The 15,018-nt window shown below is 74.1% G+C and carries 15 protein-coding genes; 6 read left to right on the forward strand and 9 right to left on the reverse strand.

Annotated elements, in window-relative coordinates; all coding sequences use genetic code 11:
* Positions 1 to 187: 187 nt before the first annotated feature.
* Both ACMATS_RS27865 and ACMATS_RS27870 read right to left on the reverse strand, forming a co-directional pair.
* Positions 188 to 1,714 (reverse strand): leucyl aminopeptidase, encoded by a 1,527-nt coding sequence (locus tag ACMATS_RS27865; RefSeq protein ID WP_414169469.1) that lies wholly within the window; start codon positions 1,712 to 1,714, stop codon positions 188 to 190.
* Positions 1,715 to 1,860: 146 nt separating this feature from the next.
* Entirely contained in the window at positions 1,861 to 2,667 is an 807-nt protein-coding gene (locus ACMATS_RS27870) for an adenosylcobinamide-GDP ribazoletransferase (RefSeq protein ID WP_414169470.1), read from the reverse strand.
* 68 nt (positions 2,668 to 2,735) lie between these two features.
* Here ACMATS_RS27870 and ACMATS_RS27875 point away from each other — a divergent pair, with 68 nt between their 5' ends.
* On the forward strand, positions 2,736 to 3,473 hold the full coding sequence (locus ACMATS_RS27875) for a hypothetical protein (protein ID WP_390777677.1): 738 nt from the start codon (positions 2,736 to 2,738) through the stop codon (positions 3,471 to 3,473).
* Here ACMATS_RS27875 and ACMATS_RS27880 read toward each other — a convergent pair.
* From ACMATS_RS27880 to ACMATS_RS27895, 4 genes are all read right to left on the reverse strand, one after another.
* Positions 3,440 to 4,156: a hypothetical protein gene (locus ACMATS_RS27880; protein ID WP_336412678.1), complete on the reverse strand. Its 717-nt coding sequence runs from the start codon at positions 4,154 to 4,156 to the stop codon at positions 3,440 to 3,442. The two genes, ACMATS_RS27875 and ACMATS_RS27880, sit on opposite strands and share 34 nt — an antisense overlap.
* A 2-nt stretch (positions 4,157 to 4,158) precedes the next feature.
* Positions 4,159 to 5,925 carry a phosphatidylglycerol lysyltransferase domain-containing protein gene (locus ACMATS_RS27885; RefSeq protein WP_390777676.1) on the reverse strand — a complete coding sequence of 589 codons (1,767 nt, stop codon included), beginning with the start codon at positions 5,923 to 5,925 and terminating at the stop codon, positions 4,159 to 4,161.
* 48 nt (positions 5,926 to 5,973) lie between these two features.
* On the reverse strand, positions 5,974 to 7,020 hold the full coding sequence (cobT, locus tag ACMATS_RS27890) for a nicotinate-nucleotide--dimethylbenzimidazole phosphoribosyltransferase (protein WP_390777675.1): 1,047 nt from the start codon (positions 7,018 to 7,020) through the stop codon (positions 5,974 to 5,976).
* A gap of 169 nt (positions 7,021 to 7,189) precedes the next feature.
* Positions 7,190 to 8,404, reverse strand: coding sequence for a bifunctional adenosylcobinamide kinase/adenosylcobinamide-phosphate guanylyltransferase (locus ACMATS_RS27895; protein ID WP_414169471.1), 1,215 nt, complete (start codon positions 8,402 to 8,404; stop codon positions 7,190 to 7,192).
* A gap of 289 nt (positions 8,405 to 8,693) precedes the next feature.
* On the opposite strand from ACMATS_RS27895, the gene ACMATS_RS27900 reads away from it, so the two are divergent.
* Positions 8,694 to 8,912, forward strand: coding sequence for a hypothetical protein (locus ACMATS_RS27900; RefSeq protein WP_336412642.1), 219 nt, complete (start codon positions 8,694 to 8,696; stop codon positions 8,910 to 8,912).
* A 38-nt stretch (positions 8,913 to 8,950) separates the two neighbouring features.
* Here the strand turns inward: ACMATS_RS27900 and ACMATS_RS27905 are convergent, their stop codons facing one another.
* The 3 genes from ACMATS_RS27905 to ACMATS_RS27915 are packed head-to-tail and all read right to left on the reverse strand — an operon-like array spanning position 8,951 to position 11,456.
* The gene (locus ACMATS_RS27905; protein WP_414169472.1) at positions 8,951 to 10,012 is read right to left on the reverse strand and encodes a S1C family serine protease; all 1,062 of its coding nucleotides are present in this window, start codon (positions 10,010 to 10,012) and stop codon (positions 8,951 to 8,953) included.
* Positions 10,013 to 10,038: 26 nt separating this feature from the next.
* Entirely contained in the window at positions 10,039 to 10,791 is a 753-nt protein-coding gene (locus tag ACMATS_RS27910; protein ID WP_390777959.1) for a class I SAM-dependent methyltransferase, read from the reverse strand.
* 44 nt (positions 10,792 to 10,835) lie between these two features.
* Entirely contained in the window at positions 10,836 to 11,456 is a 621-nt protein-coding gene (locus tag ACMATS_RS27915; RefSeq protein ID WP_414169473.1) for a DUF3043 domain-containing protein, read from the reverse strand.
* 282 nt (positions 11,457 to 11,738) lie between these two features.
* Between ACMATS_RS27915 and ACMATS_RS27920 the strand changes: the two genes are divergently transcribed.
* The 4 genes from ACMATS_RS27920 (at position 11,739) to ACMATS_RS27935 (ending at position 14,848) form a co-directional block, all read left to right on the forward strand.
* Positions 11,739 to 12,533 carry a PspA/IM30 family protein gene (locus tag ACMATS_RS27920; RefSeq protein WP_336412639.1) on the forward strand — a complete coding sequence of 265 codons (795 nt, stop codon included), beginning with the start codon at positions 11,739 to 11,741 and terminating at the stop codon, positions 12,531 to 12,533.
* Positions 12,534 to 12,543: 10 nt separating this feature from the next.
* Positions 12,544 to 12,822, forward strand: coding sequence for a PspA-associated protein PspAA (gene pspAA / locus ACMATS_RS27925; protein WP_336412638.1), 279 nt, complete (start codon positions 12,544 to 12,546; stop codon positions 12,820 to 12,822).
* A 70-nt stretch (positions 12,823 to 12,892) separates the two neighbouring features.
* Positions 12,893 to 14,155 (forward strand): sensor histidine kinase, encoded by a 1,263-nt coding sequence (locus tag ACMATS_RS27930; RefSeq protein WP_414169474.1) that lies wholly within the window; start codon positions 12,893 to 12,895, stop codon positions 14,153 to 14,155.
* Between the two features lie 9 nt (positions 14,156 to 14,164).
* Positions 14,165 to 14,848, forward strand: a complete 684-nt coding sequence (locus ACMATS_RS27935; protein ID WP_390777670.1) for a response regulator — start codon at positions 14,165 to 14,167, stop codon at positions 14,846 to 14,848.
* Positions 14,849 to 15,018: the final 170 nt, after the last annotated feature.

Here is a 15,018-nt window from a genome sequence, read left to right on the forward strand (position 1 = left end):
GGGCCCTGTCCTGCCGAGACAACATCTTCGCACTTGTTGACGGAGGGCGGGACGCCGGGCGGTCCTCAGCGGCGACTGATGCGTCACCTTTGAAGGTTACTAGTGCGTAGAAAAGTACGTTTTCGTTGAGAGCGAACGCGCCACGGCCCCGGGCGCATTCCCGGGGCCGCGGATCCTGCGCCGCGGGTCAGCCCAGGTCGCCGTCGGCGGTGCGCTCCGCCAGGCGGACCAGGGTGCGCACCGCGGAACCGGTGCCGCCCTTCGGGGTGTAGCCGAACGGGGCGGACTCGTGGAAGGCCGGGCCCGCGATGTCCAGGTGACCCCAGGCGATGCCCTCGCCCACGAACTCCTTCAGGAAGAGGCCGGCGATCAGGCCGCCGCCCATGCGCTGGCCCATGTTGGCGATGTCGGCCACCGGGGAGTCCATGGTCTTGCGCAGCTCGGCCGGCATCGGCATCGGCCAGGCCTGCTCGCCGGCCTCCTCCGCCGTCTCGTACAGCGCGGTGCGGAAGGCCTCGTCGTTGGCCATCACGCCGAAGGTGCGGTCGCCGAGGGCCAGCACCATCGCGCCGGTCAGGGTGGCGACGTCCACGATCGCGTCGGGGTTCTCCTCCGAGGCGCGGGTGAGGGCGTCGGCCAGCACCAGGCGGCCCTCGGCGTCGGTGTTGAGCACCTCGACGGTCTTGCCGCTGTACATGGTGAGCACATCGCCCGGACGGGTGGCGGTGCCGGAGGGCATGTTCTCCGCGAGGGCCAGCCAGGCCGTCACGTTGACCTGCAGCCCGAGCTTGGCGGCGGCCACGACCGCGGCGAACACGGCGGCGGCACCGCTCATGTCGCACTTCATGGTCTCGTTGTGGCCGGCCGGCTTCAGGGAGATGCCGCCCGAGTCGTAGGTGATGCCCTTGCCGACGAGGGCGAGGGTCTTCTCGGCCTGGGGGTGGGTGTAGCCGAGGCGCACCAGGCGGGGCGGGTTCGCCGAGCCCTGGCCGACGCCCATGATGCCGCCGTAGCCGCCCTTGACCAGCGCCTTCTCGTCCAGCACCTCGACCTTGAGGCCGTGCTCCTTGGCCGCGGCCTGGGCGGCCTCGGCGAAGAGCTTGGGGGTGAGGGCGTTGGACGGGGTGTTGATCAGGTCGCGGGCCCGGTTGACCTCCGCGGCCACGGCCGCGGCGCGCTCGGCGGCGGCCTTGAAGGCCTTGTCGCGCGGCTTGGCGCCGAGGATCGCGGCCTCGCCCAGCGGGCCGCCCTTGTCGTCCTTCTTCTTGCCGTTGCCGTTGGAGCGGAAGGCCGTGAAGGAGTACGCGCCGAGCAGCGCGCCCTCGCCGATCGCGGCGGCGGACTCGGCGTCCTCGACGGGCAGCGCGAACGCGGCCTTCTTGGTGCCGGCCAGCGCGCGGGCCGCGGTGCCGGCGGCGCGGCGCAGGGCCTCCTCGGTGAAGACCTCGTCCTTGGCGGGGAGTTCGCCGAGGCCGACCGCCAGCACGACCGGGGCCTTGAGGCCGGACGGGGCCGGGAGCTTGGTCACCTCGCCCTCGTCGCCGGAGGCGCCCAGGGTCTCCAGGACCGAGGCCAGCTTGCCGTCGAAGGCCTGGTCCACGACCTCGGCGCCGGGCGCGACGACGGGACCCTTCGGGCCCTTGGCGACGCCGACGACGACGGCGTCCGCGCGGAGCGTCGCCGCTGTGGAAGTGCTGAGAGTCAGAGCAGTCACGGTGGTGAAGTCTCTCTTCCGTTGAGTTTCGGCCGAGCGCGTCCCGCGGGGCCCTTGCGCATCGTATGCGCCGTGTTTGCGTGGGCCTCGCCCGGCTGCGGGTCGTATGTGGCTTGTCATGCGGTTCCCTGAGCGCCCTGTGGGGCTCAGGCCAGTGTCATTGCGAGGAGTGCCGCTGTCGATGCCGTTTCGGCGAGGGCGCCGAAGACGTCGCCCGTGACGCCGCCGAGGCGGGTGCGGCAGCGGCGCAGCAGGAGTTCGGCGGCGAGCAGGGCGAACAGCAGGGCGCCGGCCGTGTGCAGGGCCGCGTACGGGCCGAGCAGTGCGCCCGTCGCCGCCGCCGCGCAGAGGGCCAGGGCGGTGGCGGTCAGCGCCGCGGGCACCGGCACCGCGCCCGCGACCGCGGCGCCGAGGCCCTCCGGGCGGGCGGCGGGCACCCCGCGGCGGGAGGCGAGCGTCAGCGCGCAGCGCGCGGCGAGCCCCGCCACGACGGCCGCCACGGCGCCGCGGACCGCACCGGCCTCGTACGACTGCGCCAGGGCGGCCACTTGGCCCAGCAGCGTGAGCACCAGCGTGACCACGCCGAACGGGCCGATGTCCGACTGCTTCATGATGCGCAGCGCATCTGCGGCGGGCTTGCCGCTGCCGAGCCCGTCGGCGACGTCCGCGAGCCCGTCCAGATGCAGCCCCCGGGTCAGCACGGCGGGCACCGCGACCGTGGCCACGGCGGCGAGCAGCGGGCCCGCGCCCAGCAGCGTCAACAGCAGGCCTGAGGCCGCCGCGCAGCTGCCCACGACCAGTCCGGCCAGGGGTGCCGCGAGCATTCCGCCGCGGGCCGCGGCGCGGTCCCAGCGGGTGAGCGGGACCGGCAGCACCGTCAGGGTGCCGAAGGCGAAGCGCAGGGCGTCCGCGACGGTGGCGCGGGGCGGGGGATCCGGGGCAGGCGCATGCATCCGGGCAGGTTATCCGGCGGCTCAGGGCATAGTTCTCGGAGAAGGGCGCACTGCAGGAGCGGATTTCCATGGGTCACTGGCTGGCACGCAACATCGTCGATCCCGGAAAGCTGCCGTTGCTGCTCGCGCTCACCGCGTTCGTGCTGACGTTCCTGGTCACCCGGGTCATCACCCGTCTCATCCGGGCGGGCAAGGGCCCCTTCCGCAACATCAGGCCCGGCGGGCTGCACGTGCACCATGTGGTGCCGGGCATCGTGCTGATGGTGGTCGGCGGCTTCGGCGCGGTCGCCGCGAGCCGGCAGGGCTTCGGGGCGGCGGTCTCGGCGGTGCTGTTCGGCAGCGGCGCGGGGCTGGTGCTGGACGAGTTCGCGCTGGTGCTGCACCTGGACGACGTCTACTGGACCGAACAGGGCCGCAAGAGCGTGGAGATCGTGGTGCTCACGGCCGCCCTGGTGGGGCTGGTGCTCTCCGGCTTCTCCCCGTTCGGGGTCAACGAGCTCACCCCCGACGAACTGCAGAACCGCACCATCGTGGTGGCCAACACCCTGGCCAACTTCCTCATCGCGCTGTTCGCCCTCGCCAAGGGCAAACCCCGGATCGCCCTGATCGGCGCGGTCGTTCCGCTGGTGGCCCTGGTGGGCGCGATCCGGCTGGCCCGGCCGGGGTCGCCCTGGTACCGCCGCTTCTACCGCAACCGGCCGCGGGCCCGGCGCCGGGCGAGGGTGCGCGCCTACCGGCACGACGCGCGCTGGGCGGCCTTCCGGCGCCGCTTTCACGACCTGGTGGCGGGGGCCCCGGACCGCTGATCCCGCTCCCGGTGCTCGTCGCTGCGCGGCTTGCGGCGTCTTCGGGCCTCGTCCACCCCGCACACCACCAGCATCACGGCCACCGCGGCAATGTGCTCCTTGCCCGCCAGATTGGGCTTGACCAGCACCTCGACCACCATGGCCAGCACCACGCCGGCGCAGGTCAGCCAGGCGCGGTAGCGCCAGGACAGATACACCGCCAGGCCCACCACCGCCGCCGACGGGCCGGTGTCGATGATCTTCGCGGCCTCCGGCGGCAGCCCCAGCGGCGAGCCCGGGCCGATGGCCACGCCCAGCCGCGCGTACATGGTCCCGGCGAGCGTGGCGGTGTACGAGACCGCGAGGGTGCGCCACTTGCCGATGCACGCCTCGGCGATGCCGAAGACGATCAGGATCTGGGCCAGCGCACCCCACACCGGCAGGTCGAGCGCGGGGACGAACAGCGACAGCGGGGTCCGCAGCAGCGCCTGCCACCAGGGCAGTTGCGCCTGGACGGAGCCGAGCCGCTGGACGGGCTCGAAGCCCCAGTGCTGGTTCTGGACGATCTGGAAGAGCGAGGTGAGGACGACGGCGGTGAGCGTCATGGGGACGGCCCGCAACCGGTTGCGGACGAACGCCCCCCGGACCGCCTCGTACAGCGGACCCCACTCGGTGCGCGCGGCGCGGCGCAGCGCCGCGCGCATCGTCAACGTCGGCTCTCCAGGTGTTTCCGGTTGAGCCACTTGGGCAGGCCGGGCGCCTCCAGGAAGCCCTCGGCGCGGGCGCTGGCGATGCCGATCCGCAGCAGGTCACTGCTCTTCTCGAACAGCATGAAACGAGGCTCCCAGATGGGGCGGTATTTCGCATTTGCTCGGTAGAGGGACTCGATCTGCCACCAGCGCGAGAAGAAGCTCAGCAGCGACCGCCACATCCGCAGCACCGGGCCCGCGCCCAGCTTCGAGCCGCGCTCGAAGACCGAGCGGAACATCGCGAAGTTCAGCGACACCTGGTGGATGCCCAGCCGGCGGGCCTGCTGCAGGAGTTCGATGACCATGAACTCCATCAGGCCGTTCTCGGAGTCCCGGTCACGGCGCATCAGGTCCAGCGAGAGGCCCTTGGGGCCCCACGGGACGAAGCTGAGCAGCGCGCGCAGTTCGCCGTGGGTGTCGTAGCACTCGAGCATCACGCAGCGCCCGTCGTCCGGATCGCCGAGCCGGCCCAGCGCCATGGAGAAGCCGCGCTCGGTGGCGCCGTCGCGCCAGTCGTCGGCGCGGCGCAGCAGGTGGTCCATCTCCGGCTCGGGGATGTCCTCGTGGCGGCGGATGGTGACGGTGTAACCGGCGCGCTTGACGCGGTTGTACGCCTGGCGCACGGTGCGCATCGCACGCCCGTCCAGGGTGAACTCCCCGGTGTCCACGATGGCTTCGTCGCCCAGCTCCAGGGCGTCCAGGCCGTGCCGCGAGTAGATGGTGCCGCCCTCCTCGCTCGCGCCCATCACGGCCGGGATCCAGCCGTGCTCGCGCGCCTGCGCCAGCCAGGGCTCGATGGCGCCGGGCCAGGCCTCGGGGTCGCCGATCGGGTCGCCCGAGGCGAGGGAGACCCCGCCGACCACGCGGTAGGTGACGGCGGCCTTGCCGGACGGGGACCAGATGACGCTCTTCTCGCGGCGCAGCGCGAAGTAGCCCAGCGAGTCGCGGTCGCCGTGCTTGTCCAGCAGGGCGCGCAGCCCGGCCTCGTCCTCGGCGGTGATCGGGTCGGTGGCCCGGCGGGAGCGGAAGGCCGCGTAGACCACGAGGACCAGCAGGACCGTGCTCATCACGTTGATGACGACGTTGACCCAGCCCGGGGGAGCGATGCCCGCGTAGCGCGAGTTGTCGGCCGCGATGTAGGCCAGGCGCATCACGCCGTAGTGCCAGCGGTCGAGGAAGGTGGAGCGGTACTCGTCGTGCGCCTCGTTGGTGACGGTCACCAGCAGGGCGGCGATCAGCGAGGTGACCAGCAGGCCGACGGTGGCCACGGCGGCCGCCAGCTTGGGGTTGGCGCGGTCGCCCTTGGCGTAGAACTCCTTGCGGCCCACCACCAGGGCCGCCACGAACAGGGTCGTGACCACCAGCGAGAACCAGTTCAGGGCGTGCCTGCGGTACTCGGGGAAGGCCATCACCAGCACCAGGATCAGCAACAGCAGTCCCGACAGGACCAGGTTGAGGATCCAGGCCGCGCGCTTGCGGCGGCGCAGGGTGATCGCCATGAACAGCGAGACCACCGTCGCCGAGAAGCCGGCCGACAGCAGATACGGCGTGAAGAACTCGTCGACGTTGTGCCGCCGGACGTCGGCACCGAAGGACACCCAGAGCGCGCCCAACAGGTTGACGAACGTGACGGCGCGCAGATACCACACGGCGAAGGCGGCGGCACGCCGCGGCCAGGTGCTGCCGCGGGTGCCCTCATCCGGAGTCAAGCGGACCTCTCCCATGAAAAGCGATCGTATGGGGCCTGGCGCGCGGCGTGGTCCGGTCCTGCCTCAGGAACGCTCGGGAAGCTCCGCCGCCAGGGCCGCAGCCGCCTGCACCAGGGGAAGGGCGAGCAGGGCTCCTGTCCCTTCCCCCACAGTGACGCCGTGGTCGAGCAGGGGGTTGAGCGCCATCCGGTCGAGCGCCTTCGCCTGCGCCGGGTCGCCGCTCGCCTGGCCCGCCAGCCACCAGTCCGGCCCCCGGAAGGCGACACGCTGGGCGACCAGGGCACAGGCCGTCGCGACCACTCCGTCGAGGATCACCGGGGTGCGGCGCACGGCGCTCTGCAGCAGGAAGCCGGTGGTGGCGGCCAGGTCGGCGCCGCCGACGGCGGCCAGCAGCTGCAGCTGGTCGCCGAGGACCGGGCGGGCGCGGCGCAGCGCGTCGCGGATGGCCGCGCACTTGCGCATCCAGGCCAGGTCGTCGATGCCGGCGCTGCCGCGGCCGGTGACCACGGAGGCGTCCGTGCCGCACAGGGCGCCGATCAGGGTGCCGGCGGCGGTGGTGCCGCCGACGCTCAGGTCGCCGAGGACGACGAGGTCGGTGCCGGAGTCGGCCTCCTCGTCGGCGACGGCCATGCCGGTGCGGAACGCCTGCTCCGCCTCCTCGGCGGTCAGCGCGTCCTCGACGTCGATCCGGCCCGAGCCGCGGCGCACCCGGTGCCGGGTGACGTCCTCGGGGAAGGTGTCCGGGTCGCAGTCGAGCGCCATGTCGACCACGCGCAGTCCGGCGCCGAAGCGGCGGGCCAGGATCGCGGCCGCGCTCTCCCCGGCCAGGGCGGCGCGCACCAGCTCCTGCGCGCCGGTCTCCGGGCCGCCGGAGACACCGAGGGAGGCGACGCCGTGGTCGCCGGCGAAGAGCAGCACCCGGGGCCGCTCGATGGGCTTCACGGGCACGGAGCCCTGCCCCGCGGCGAGCCACTCGCCCAGCTCGTCCAGCCGGCCCAGCGCTCCCGGGCGCGGGGCGAGGCGCTCCCGGCGCTCCTCGGCGTCCCGCCGGACGACTGCGTCGGGCCGCTCGATCAGGGAGGCGAAGTCATCAAGATTCAGACCGCTCATCCGCGACACCTTACCCCTGCGGGGGGCCTGGAAGGCGGGTGCACGGTGGGGGGTTCGCACTGCGTGCGGGGGTTGCCGCAAGCGGCGGTTCCTCGGGCGCGGGTCGGTTGTGGCCGGTCGCGCAGTTCCCCGCGCCCCTTACGGGGCACGAAGACCCACCGGACGGGCCCTAACCGCAACCGGCACCGCCCCGCAGAGGCAGGGCCTGCCCCGCCACGACCAGGAGGACGTGCTCGCACTCCTCCGCCACGGCGGCGTTCAGCCGCCCCAGCTCGTCGCGGAAGCGGCGGCCCGACGACGTCGCGGGGACGACTCCGGACCCCACCTCGTTGCTCACCAGCACCACCACGCGGCGCGTGGCCCGGACCGCCGCGACCAGGTCCGCGGTGCGCGCGGCGAGCGCGTCCCGGCCGCCGTCCGCCCAGGTCGCGTCGTCCCACGCGCCGACGGAGTCCATCGCGTCCGTCAGCCACAGCGCCAGGCAGTCGACGAGCAGCGGCGGGCCCTCCTCCGTCAGCAGCGGCACCAGGTCGCACGTCTCGGCCGTCCGCCAGGACCCGGGGCGGCGTTCGCGGTGCAGTGCTACGCGCGCCGCCCACTCGCGGTCCCCCTCGCGCGTGCCGCCCGTGGCCACGTACAGCACCTCGGGGAAGGACTCCAGGCGCCGCTCCGCCTCCACCGACTTGCCCGAGCGCGCCCCGCCCAGCACCAGCGTCCGCCGCGGCAGGTCCGGCACCTCGTGGTAGTCGCCGACGACCAGCGTGGTGCCGTCGGGGACCGCCCGCGCGCCCGCGGCCGCCAGCCGCCGGTGCAGTTCGCGGCCGGGCGGCACGTCGTGGTCCAGGTGCACGGCGATCACGTCCGTCGTCGGCCCGGCCGCCCCGGCCTCCCGCAGCCGGGCCAGCGCGTCGGGCCGGTCCAGGACGTCGAGCAGCACCATGTCGTACGGGCCGGGAACGGTCCCCAGCCCGGCCGGTGCCGCGCCCGGCGGCAGGTACAGCAGCCGCTCCCCGTCGGGGGACGTCACCTCGTACCCCGTGCCCGGCGCGTCCACGGCCAGCGCCCGCACCCGGTGCCCGCTGATCACCGACAGCTCGCGCCCGTCCGGCACCCGCACCGGCGCCGGCAGCCCGGCGGGGAGTTCGAGGGCCGGGCCGTCGTGCGGGTGCGAGAGCAGCACCTGGCGCACCCCCGCGATCGAGCGCCCCGCGCGGGCCGCGGCGAACGCGGGGCCGGGGGTGAGGTCGAGGAGGAGCGCGCCGTCGACGAGCAGTGCCGTGGCGGCGCGTGCCTCGCCGCCCGTGGCGACGGCGCAGCACGCGCAGGGGCAGCCGGGGCGCGGCAGCCCGTCGGGGGCTCCGGTGCCGAGGAGAGTCAGTTCCACGCCCTGATCGTCTCGCGTCCGCGCGCCCCGGGCGCGCGGGGCTCACCCTTTCTCGCCCGGCGACGCGGTTCAGCGCCCCGTCAGGGGCGCGGGGCTGTTTCTCCCCCAGCTACCTCCCCCAGCTACCGCTGGGGGTGCCCCCAGGAGGTGCCCACGCGGCGGAGCCGCAAATCGAAACAGCCCCGCGCCCCTGACGGGGCGCCCGCGTGACGAAGATCCGCCGGATAGGCCCTAGGCTGCCGCCCGGCAGGACTCAACACGTGGCGTACACAAGGCCCGGGAGGCTGACATGGCATGGACGTGGCGGTTCGAGAAGTCCGACGGCACGGAGGTGGAGCCGGCCGTGGAGCCGGAGGAGTTCACCACCCAGGGCGACGCGGAGTCCTGGATCGGCGAGGAGTGGCGGGCCCTGCTGGAGGGCGGGGTGGACCAGGTGCGGCTCTTCGAGGACGACGAGGAGATCTATGAGGGGCCGATGAGTCTGCGCGCGGCTGCCGACGCGAGCTGACGGCCCGTGCGGCCCGGCGCACCCGGGCCGCACGCCCCTCACATCTCCCCGAGTGTCACCGTCGTCGTCTGCTCGGCGCCGTCCCGGACGTAGGTCACCTCCGTCCGGTCGCCCGGCTTGAGCCCGGCGAGCGCCTCGGCCAGCGACTGCATCGTGGTGACGGGGGCCTTGCCGACGCGCGTGACGATGTCGCCGGGCCGCAGCCCGGCCTTGTCGGCGGGGCCGCCGGGGTTGACTGCCACCAGGGCCACCCCGGCGGGCGCGAAGTCGGAGCCCACGATGGCCCGTCCGGTGATGCCGAGGGCCGCACGCCCGGAGTCGGTGACCCGGCCGTTCCTGACGATCTGGTCGGCGATCCTGCCGACCGTCCCGGCCGGGATGGCGAAGCCGATGCCCGGCGCCGCCCCCTCGCCCAGCTCCGGGTCGACGGCGGCGAGCGTCGGGATGCCGATGACCTGCCCGGCGAGGTTCACCAGCGCGCCGCCGCTGTTGCCGGGGTTGATGGCGGCCGAGGTCTGCACCATGTTGGCGATGGTCGCCCCGGTGCCCCCGCCGTTGCGGCCCTCGCTGACGGTCCGGCCGACGGCCGAGACGATGCCCTGGGTCACGCTGCTGGACAGGCCCAGCGGATTGCCCATGGCCAGCACGATCTGGCCCACTTCGACCTTCGAGGAGTCCCCGAGCACGGCGGGCTTGAGCCCCTTGGGGACGTCGTCCAGCCGGACGACCGCGAGGTCCTGTTCGGGATACGAGGCCACCAGCTTGGCGCCCAGGGCGTCGCCGCCGGTGGCGAGGGAGACCTTGAACGTCCGGGCGTCGCCGACGACATGGGCGTTGGTGACGACGTCGCCCTTGTCGTCGTAGACCACCCCGGAGCCGAGGCCCTGCCCCGTGGTGATCTGGACGACGGACGGGAGGACGTCCTTGACCACCTTCTGGTAGGCGGCCTGCAGATCGCCCGCCGGACCCGTGATGTGCACGGGCGCGGCGGGCGAGGAGGACGACGCGCCCGACGGGCTCCCGGCGCTGCCGGAACAACCGGCGAGCAGGGCCAGGGCGCAGACGGCCGGGACGGCGGGACGGAGGCGCGAGACGCTCATGCGGGGAGTGTTCCCCGCACCCGGCCTCAGCCCCGCACACCGCACAGATGCAGCAGTGCCGCGACCGCGCGGTAGGGGTCCGTGCGGCCCGCGCGCTCCTCGGCCGTCAGCAGCCGGTCGAGCTCGGCGCCCTGCGGCGGGGCCTGCCCGTCGGCGGCCCGGTCGGTGAAGACCCGTACGCCGTACCAGGCGTGGAGCGGGGCGCCGATGCCGGCGAGGGTCGCCGTGAGCGTCTCCCGCCGGTCCGCGCGCACCTCCAGCCCGATGCGGTTGGTGTACGCGGGGGAGTCGAAGGCGGCCAGCGCGGTCTCCCAGTCGCCGCCCAGGCCGGGCCGCATGGCCAGCGCGTCGGCGTTGCGCACGAGGAGCGAGAGCAGGCCGCCGGGGGCGAGCACCCGGGCCAGCCCGGCGAGCATGGGGTCGGGCTCCGGCACGTACATCAGCACGCCGTGGCAGAGGACGACGTCGAAGGAGCCCGGCAGGAAGTGCACGCCGGTGTCCCGCCCGTCGCCCTCGATGACCCGCATCCGCTCGCGGATGCCCTCGGGCTCGGCCGCCAGTGCCTCGCGCACGGTGGCCACCATCAGGGGGTCGGACTCCAGGCCGGTCACCTCGTGGCCGGCGCGCGCGAGCCGCAGCGCCTGGGTGCCCTGGCCGAGGCCGACGTCGAGGATCCGCAGCCGCCGGCCCACGGGGAAGCGGGCGGCTATCTGCTCGTCGACCTGGCGGGCGACGAGCTCCTGGCGGACGGTGTTCCGCAGCCCCCCGAGCCCGCTCAGCCACCCCTGTGCGCCACTGCCGAAGGGCGCCGCCGGTGTGCCGCTCAGGGCTTCTCCCCGCGCGCGACCTTCGGCTTGGGCAGCCGCAGCCGGCGCATCTGCAGGGTGCGCATCAGGGCGTAGGCGACGGCACCGCGGGTGTTCTCGTCCGGGAAGCGCTGCTTGAGGGCGCGCTTGAGGGCGATGCCGGTGATCGCGGAGTTGATGACGATCAGCGCGATGACGATCATCCACGCCAGCAGCACGTACGTCTGGAACGCACCGCGGTTGATCATGCTCAGGACCAGGATCAGCACGGCCAGCGGCAGGAAGAACTCCGCCACCGAGTAGCGCGCGTCCACGAAGTCGCGGGCGAAACGGCGCACCGGGCCCTTGTCACGGGCCGGCAGGAAGCGCTCGTCACCGTTGGCCAGGGCCTCGCGCTGGCGGGCCATGTCGGCACGGCGGGCCTCGCGGGCCCGCTTCGAGGCGTCCTTGCCCTTGGCCGGCGTGCTCGCCAGACTGCGGCGCTGGGACTGGGCCTCGCTGCGCTTCGGGGTCGGGCGGCCCTTGGGTGCCTGCGGGTCACGGGCCTGCTTGGACTGGTCGGCGGCGGCCGGCTTGGCGGCGGCCTGCTCGGCCTTGTCGGCCTTGTCGGCCTTGGAAGTGGAACGGCTTCGGAACACGGGACCCAAGCGTACGGGTTCCGGGGCCCGGGCACCGGCCGGGAGGGGAACGATCCGGCAACGACGGACGTCTGTACGGGAGGACGGGCTTGCCCTCCCCGGACCCCGGGGACTCTTCTACTCCTTGCGCCGGAGGCGGCGACCTTGTGATCGTCCTGGAGGATGAGCGCATCGGTGCCCGAGGAGTGCGGTAATGGAAGCAGGGCCCGTACTGTGGGTTCTGATAGGTGTGACGGAGCCGAAGCCCGATTCAAGTCGGTCAGAAGGGGGCGCGCGAGGCCCATGAGCGGTGTCATGAAGCGTATGGGGATGATCTTCCGCGCGAAGGCCAACAAGGCCCTGGACCGGGCCGAGGATCCGCGCGAGACCCTCGACTACTCGTACCAGAAGCAGCTCGAGCTGCTGCAGAAGGTGCGCCGCGGCGTCGCCGACGTGGCGACGTCCCGCAAGCGTCTGGAGCTCCAGCTCAACCAGCTGCAGAACCAGTCCGCCAAGCTGGAGGAGCAGGGCCGCAAGGCGCTGGCGCTGGGCCGCGAGGACCTGGCGCGCGAGGCGCTCACCCGCCGTTCCGCGCTCCAGCAGCAGGTCAGCGATCTGGAGACGCAGCACCAGACCCTCCAGGGCGAGGAGGAGAAGCTCACGCTCGCCTCCCAGCGCCTGCAGGCCAAGGTCGACGCCTTCCGGACGAAGAAGGAGACCATCAAGGCCACCTACACCGCGGCCCAGGCCCAGACCCGGATCGGCGAGGCCTTCTCCGGCATCTCCGAGGAGATGGGCGACGTCGGCCTGGCCATCCAGCGCGCCGAGGACAAGACGGCGCAGCTGCAGGCCCGCGCCGGCGCCATCGACGAGCTGCTCGCCTCGGGCGCGCTCGACGACCCGACGGGCATGGCCAAGGACGACATCACCGCCGAGCTGGACCGCCTCTCGGGCGGTTCGGACGTGGAGCTGGAGCTCCAGCGGATGAAGGCCGAGCTGGCGGGCGGCAGCGGCACCAAGCAGGCCATCGAGGGCGGCACCGCCGGCCAGAACCACGCGGCGCAGCCGCAGGACACCCCCCGCTTCGACAAGCACTGAGGGAGATCTCATGATCGTGCGGATCATGGGGGAGGGCCAGGTCAGGCTGGACGACAGCCACTTCGCCGAGCTCAACGCGCTGGACGACGAGCTGCTCGCCGAGATGGAGAGCGGCGACGAGGAGGGCTTCCGGCGCACGCTCGGGGGCCTGCTGGACGCCGTGCGCCGGCTGGGCACGGCCCTGCCCGACGACGCCCTGGAGCCCTCCGAGCTGATCCTGCCGTCGCCCGACGCCTCCCTGGAGGAGGTCCGCGAGATGCTCGGCGACGAGGGCCTCATCCCGGGGTGACGCCCCGGCCGCCCGGCACTGCGCGCCCCCGTTCCCGCCCGGGACCGGGGGCGCGGCCGACGGACCCCTCATGACCGCTCTCACCGCCTCGGGCCTCACCGGCCCGCACCGCTGGCTGCGCGCGCACCCGCGCGCGGCCGACCTGCTGCTGGCCGCCGCCGTGTTCGCGCTCGTCATGACCGGCTCCTACGCCACCGCGCACACCCGGCAGCACCCGCCGGGACCGGGCTTCGTCACCCTGGCCGTCGTCGCCTGCGGCTGCCTGGTGTGGCGCCGCCGCGCGCCGCGTGCCGTGCTCGGCCTCACCTCGGTGCTGACGGTCGCCGCCGCCGTCGCCGAACGGGACGGGCCCCCGCACACCCAGGTCGCGCTGGCCGCCGCCGTGGCGCTCTGCACCGTGGCCGCCCGCACCGAGCGGTCCACGGCCTGGCGCATCGCCGTGCTGACCGTCATCGCCATCACCGGCGCCGTGATGCTCCTCGGCCCGGCGCCCTGGTACTCCCAGGAGAGCTTCGGCCTGCTGGCCTGGATCGGCCTGGCGGGTGCCGCCGGGGACGCGGTCCGCAGCCGGCGCGCCTTCGTCGCGGCGATCGAGGAACGGGCCGAGCGGGCCGAACGCACCCGCGAGGAGGAGGCCCGCCGCCGCGTCGCGGAGGAACGGCTGCGCATCGCCCGCGAGCTGCACGACGTCGTCGCCCACCACATCGCGCTCGTCAACGTCCAGGCCGGCGTGGCCGCACACATCATGGACAGTCGCCCCGAGCAGGCCAGGCAGGCCCTCGCGCACGTCCGCGAGGCCGGCCGCTCGGCCCTGGAGGAGCTGCGCGCCACGGTCGGCCTGCTGCGCCAGTACGGGGACCCCGAGGCCCCCACCGAGCCCGCGCCCGGCCTCGGGCTGCTCGACCGGCTCGTCGACGGCTTCGGGCGGGTGGGGCTGCCGGTGGCCGTCGCGGCCGTCTCGACGCTGCCCGGCGGGCAGGGCGCGACGGACGAGGCCGCCGGGGCCGCCGCCGTCCTCGGCCCGCTGCCGGCCGCCGTGGACCTCACCGCGTACCGGCTGGTCCAGGAGGCGCTCACCAATGCGCACAAGCACGCGGGCCCCGGCGCCCGGGCCGAGGTCTCCCTGCTGCGCGGCGCGGACAGCCTGCAGCTGACCGTGCTGGACGACGGCGCCGGGCCCCCGGCCGACGGGACCGGGAGCGGCGGGCACGGCCTCGTCGGCATGCGCGAGCGCGCGGCCGCCCTCGGCGGCCGCTGCGAGGCGGGCCCGCGCGACGGGGACGTCCCCGGCTTCCGGGTCCGCGCCACCCTGCCGCTGTCGGCGCCCGCCTAGGCTGGCGCCATGACCGAGCCGATCAGCGTCCTTCTCGCCGATGACCAGGCCCTGTTGCGCAGCGCGTTCCGGCTGCTCGTGGAGTCCGAACCGGGCATGCGGGTGGTGGGGGAGGCCGCGGACGGGGCACAGGCCCTCGCCCTGGCCCGGGAGCACACGCCCGACGTGGTCCTGATGGACATCCGGATGCCCGGTACGGACGGCCTCACCGCGACCAGGGAGATCTGCGCGGACCCGGCGCTGGCGTCCGTGCGCGTGGTGATGCTGACGACCTTCGAGGTCGACGAGTACGTGGTGCAGTCGCTGCGCGCGGGCGCGTCGGGCTTCCTCGGCAAGGGCGCGGAGCCGGAGGAACTGCTGGCGGCGATCAGGATCGCCGCGGCCGGGGAGGCGCTGCTGTCGCCCGCGGCGACGAAGGGCCTGATCGCGAAGTTCCTCGCCCAGGGCGAGCCGCCCGCCGACGCCCGGCGCGAGACGGCGCGCCTTGCGGCCCTGACGGGCCGGGAACGGGAGGTTCTCGTGCAGGTGGCGGGGGGCTTCTCGAACGACGAGATCGGCGAGCGGCTGGAGGTCAGCCCGCTGACGGTGAAGACGCACGTGAACCGCGCCATGGCGAAGCTGGGTGCCCGTGACCGGGCCCAACTCGTGGTCATCGCTTACGAGTCGGGCCTGGTGCGGCCGGCACACGGCTGAGGCCTTGGGCCTCGCCCCGTAAGGGGCGCGGGGCTGTTCCTCCCCCAGCTACCGCTGGGGGTGCCCCCAGCGGCTCCGCCGTGTGGGCGCGACCAGGTGCCCCGTCAGGGGCGCGGGGAACTGCGCGACAAGCCCCCACCGGCCCGCAGCCGACGCACCACCCCAGAGGT

Origin of the sequence: Streptoverticillium reticulum (assembly GCF_047456005.1) — a bacterium.
Taxonomy (GTDB): Bacteria; Actinomycetota; Actinomycetes; order Streptomycetales; family Streptomycetaceae; genus Streptomyces; species Streptomyces reticulum.

Bases quoted from the DNA above. Each gene is read 5' to 3' on its own strand.
- ACMATS_RS27905 (WP_414169472.1), bottom strand. From the start codon at position 10,012: ATGAGCGTCTCGCGCCTCCGTCCCGCCGTCCCGGCCGTCTGCGCCCTG.
- ACMATS_RS27885 (WP_390777676.1), bottom strand. From the start codon at position 5,925: ATGGGAGAGGTCCGCTTGACTCCGGATGAGGGCACCCGCGGCAGCACC.
- ACMATS_RS27900 (WP_336412642.1), top strand. From the start codon at position 8,694: ATGGCATGGACGTGGCGGTTCGAGAAGTCCGACGGCACGGAGGTGGAG.
- ACMATS_RS27920 (WP_336412639.1), top strand. From the start codon at position 11,739: ATGAGCGGTGTCATGAAGCGTATGGGGATGATCTTCCGCGCGAAGGCC.
- ACMATS_RS27875 (WP_390777677.1), top strand. From the start codon at position 2,736: ATGGGTCACTGGCTGGCACGCAACATCGTCGATCCCGGAAAGCTGCCG.
- cobT (WP_390777675.1), bottom strand. From the start codon at position 7,020: ATGAGCGGTCTGAATCTTGATGACTTCGCCTCCCTGATCGAGCGGCCC.
- ACMATS_RS27870 (WP_414169470.1), bottom strand. From the start codon at position 2,667: ATGCATGCGCCTGCCCCGGATCCCCCGCCCCGCGCCACCGTCGCGGAC.
- ACMATS_RS27935 (WP_390777670.1), top strand. From the start codon at position 14,165: ATGACCGAGCCGATCAGCGTCCTTCTCGCCGATGACCAGGCCCTGTTG.
- ACMATS_RS27880 (WP_336412678.1), bottom strand. From the start codon at position 4,156: ATGCGCGCGGCGCTGCGCCGCGCCGCGCGCACCGAGTGGGGTCCGCTG.
- pspAA (WP_336412638.1), top strand. From the start codon at position 12,544: ATGATCGTGCGGATCATGGGGGAGGGCCAGGTCAGGCTGGACGACAGC.
- ACMATS_RS27930 (WP_414169474.1), top strand. From the start codon at position 12,893: ATGACCGCTCTCACCGCCTCGGGCCTCACCGGCCCGCACCGCTGGCTG.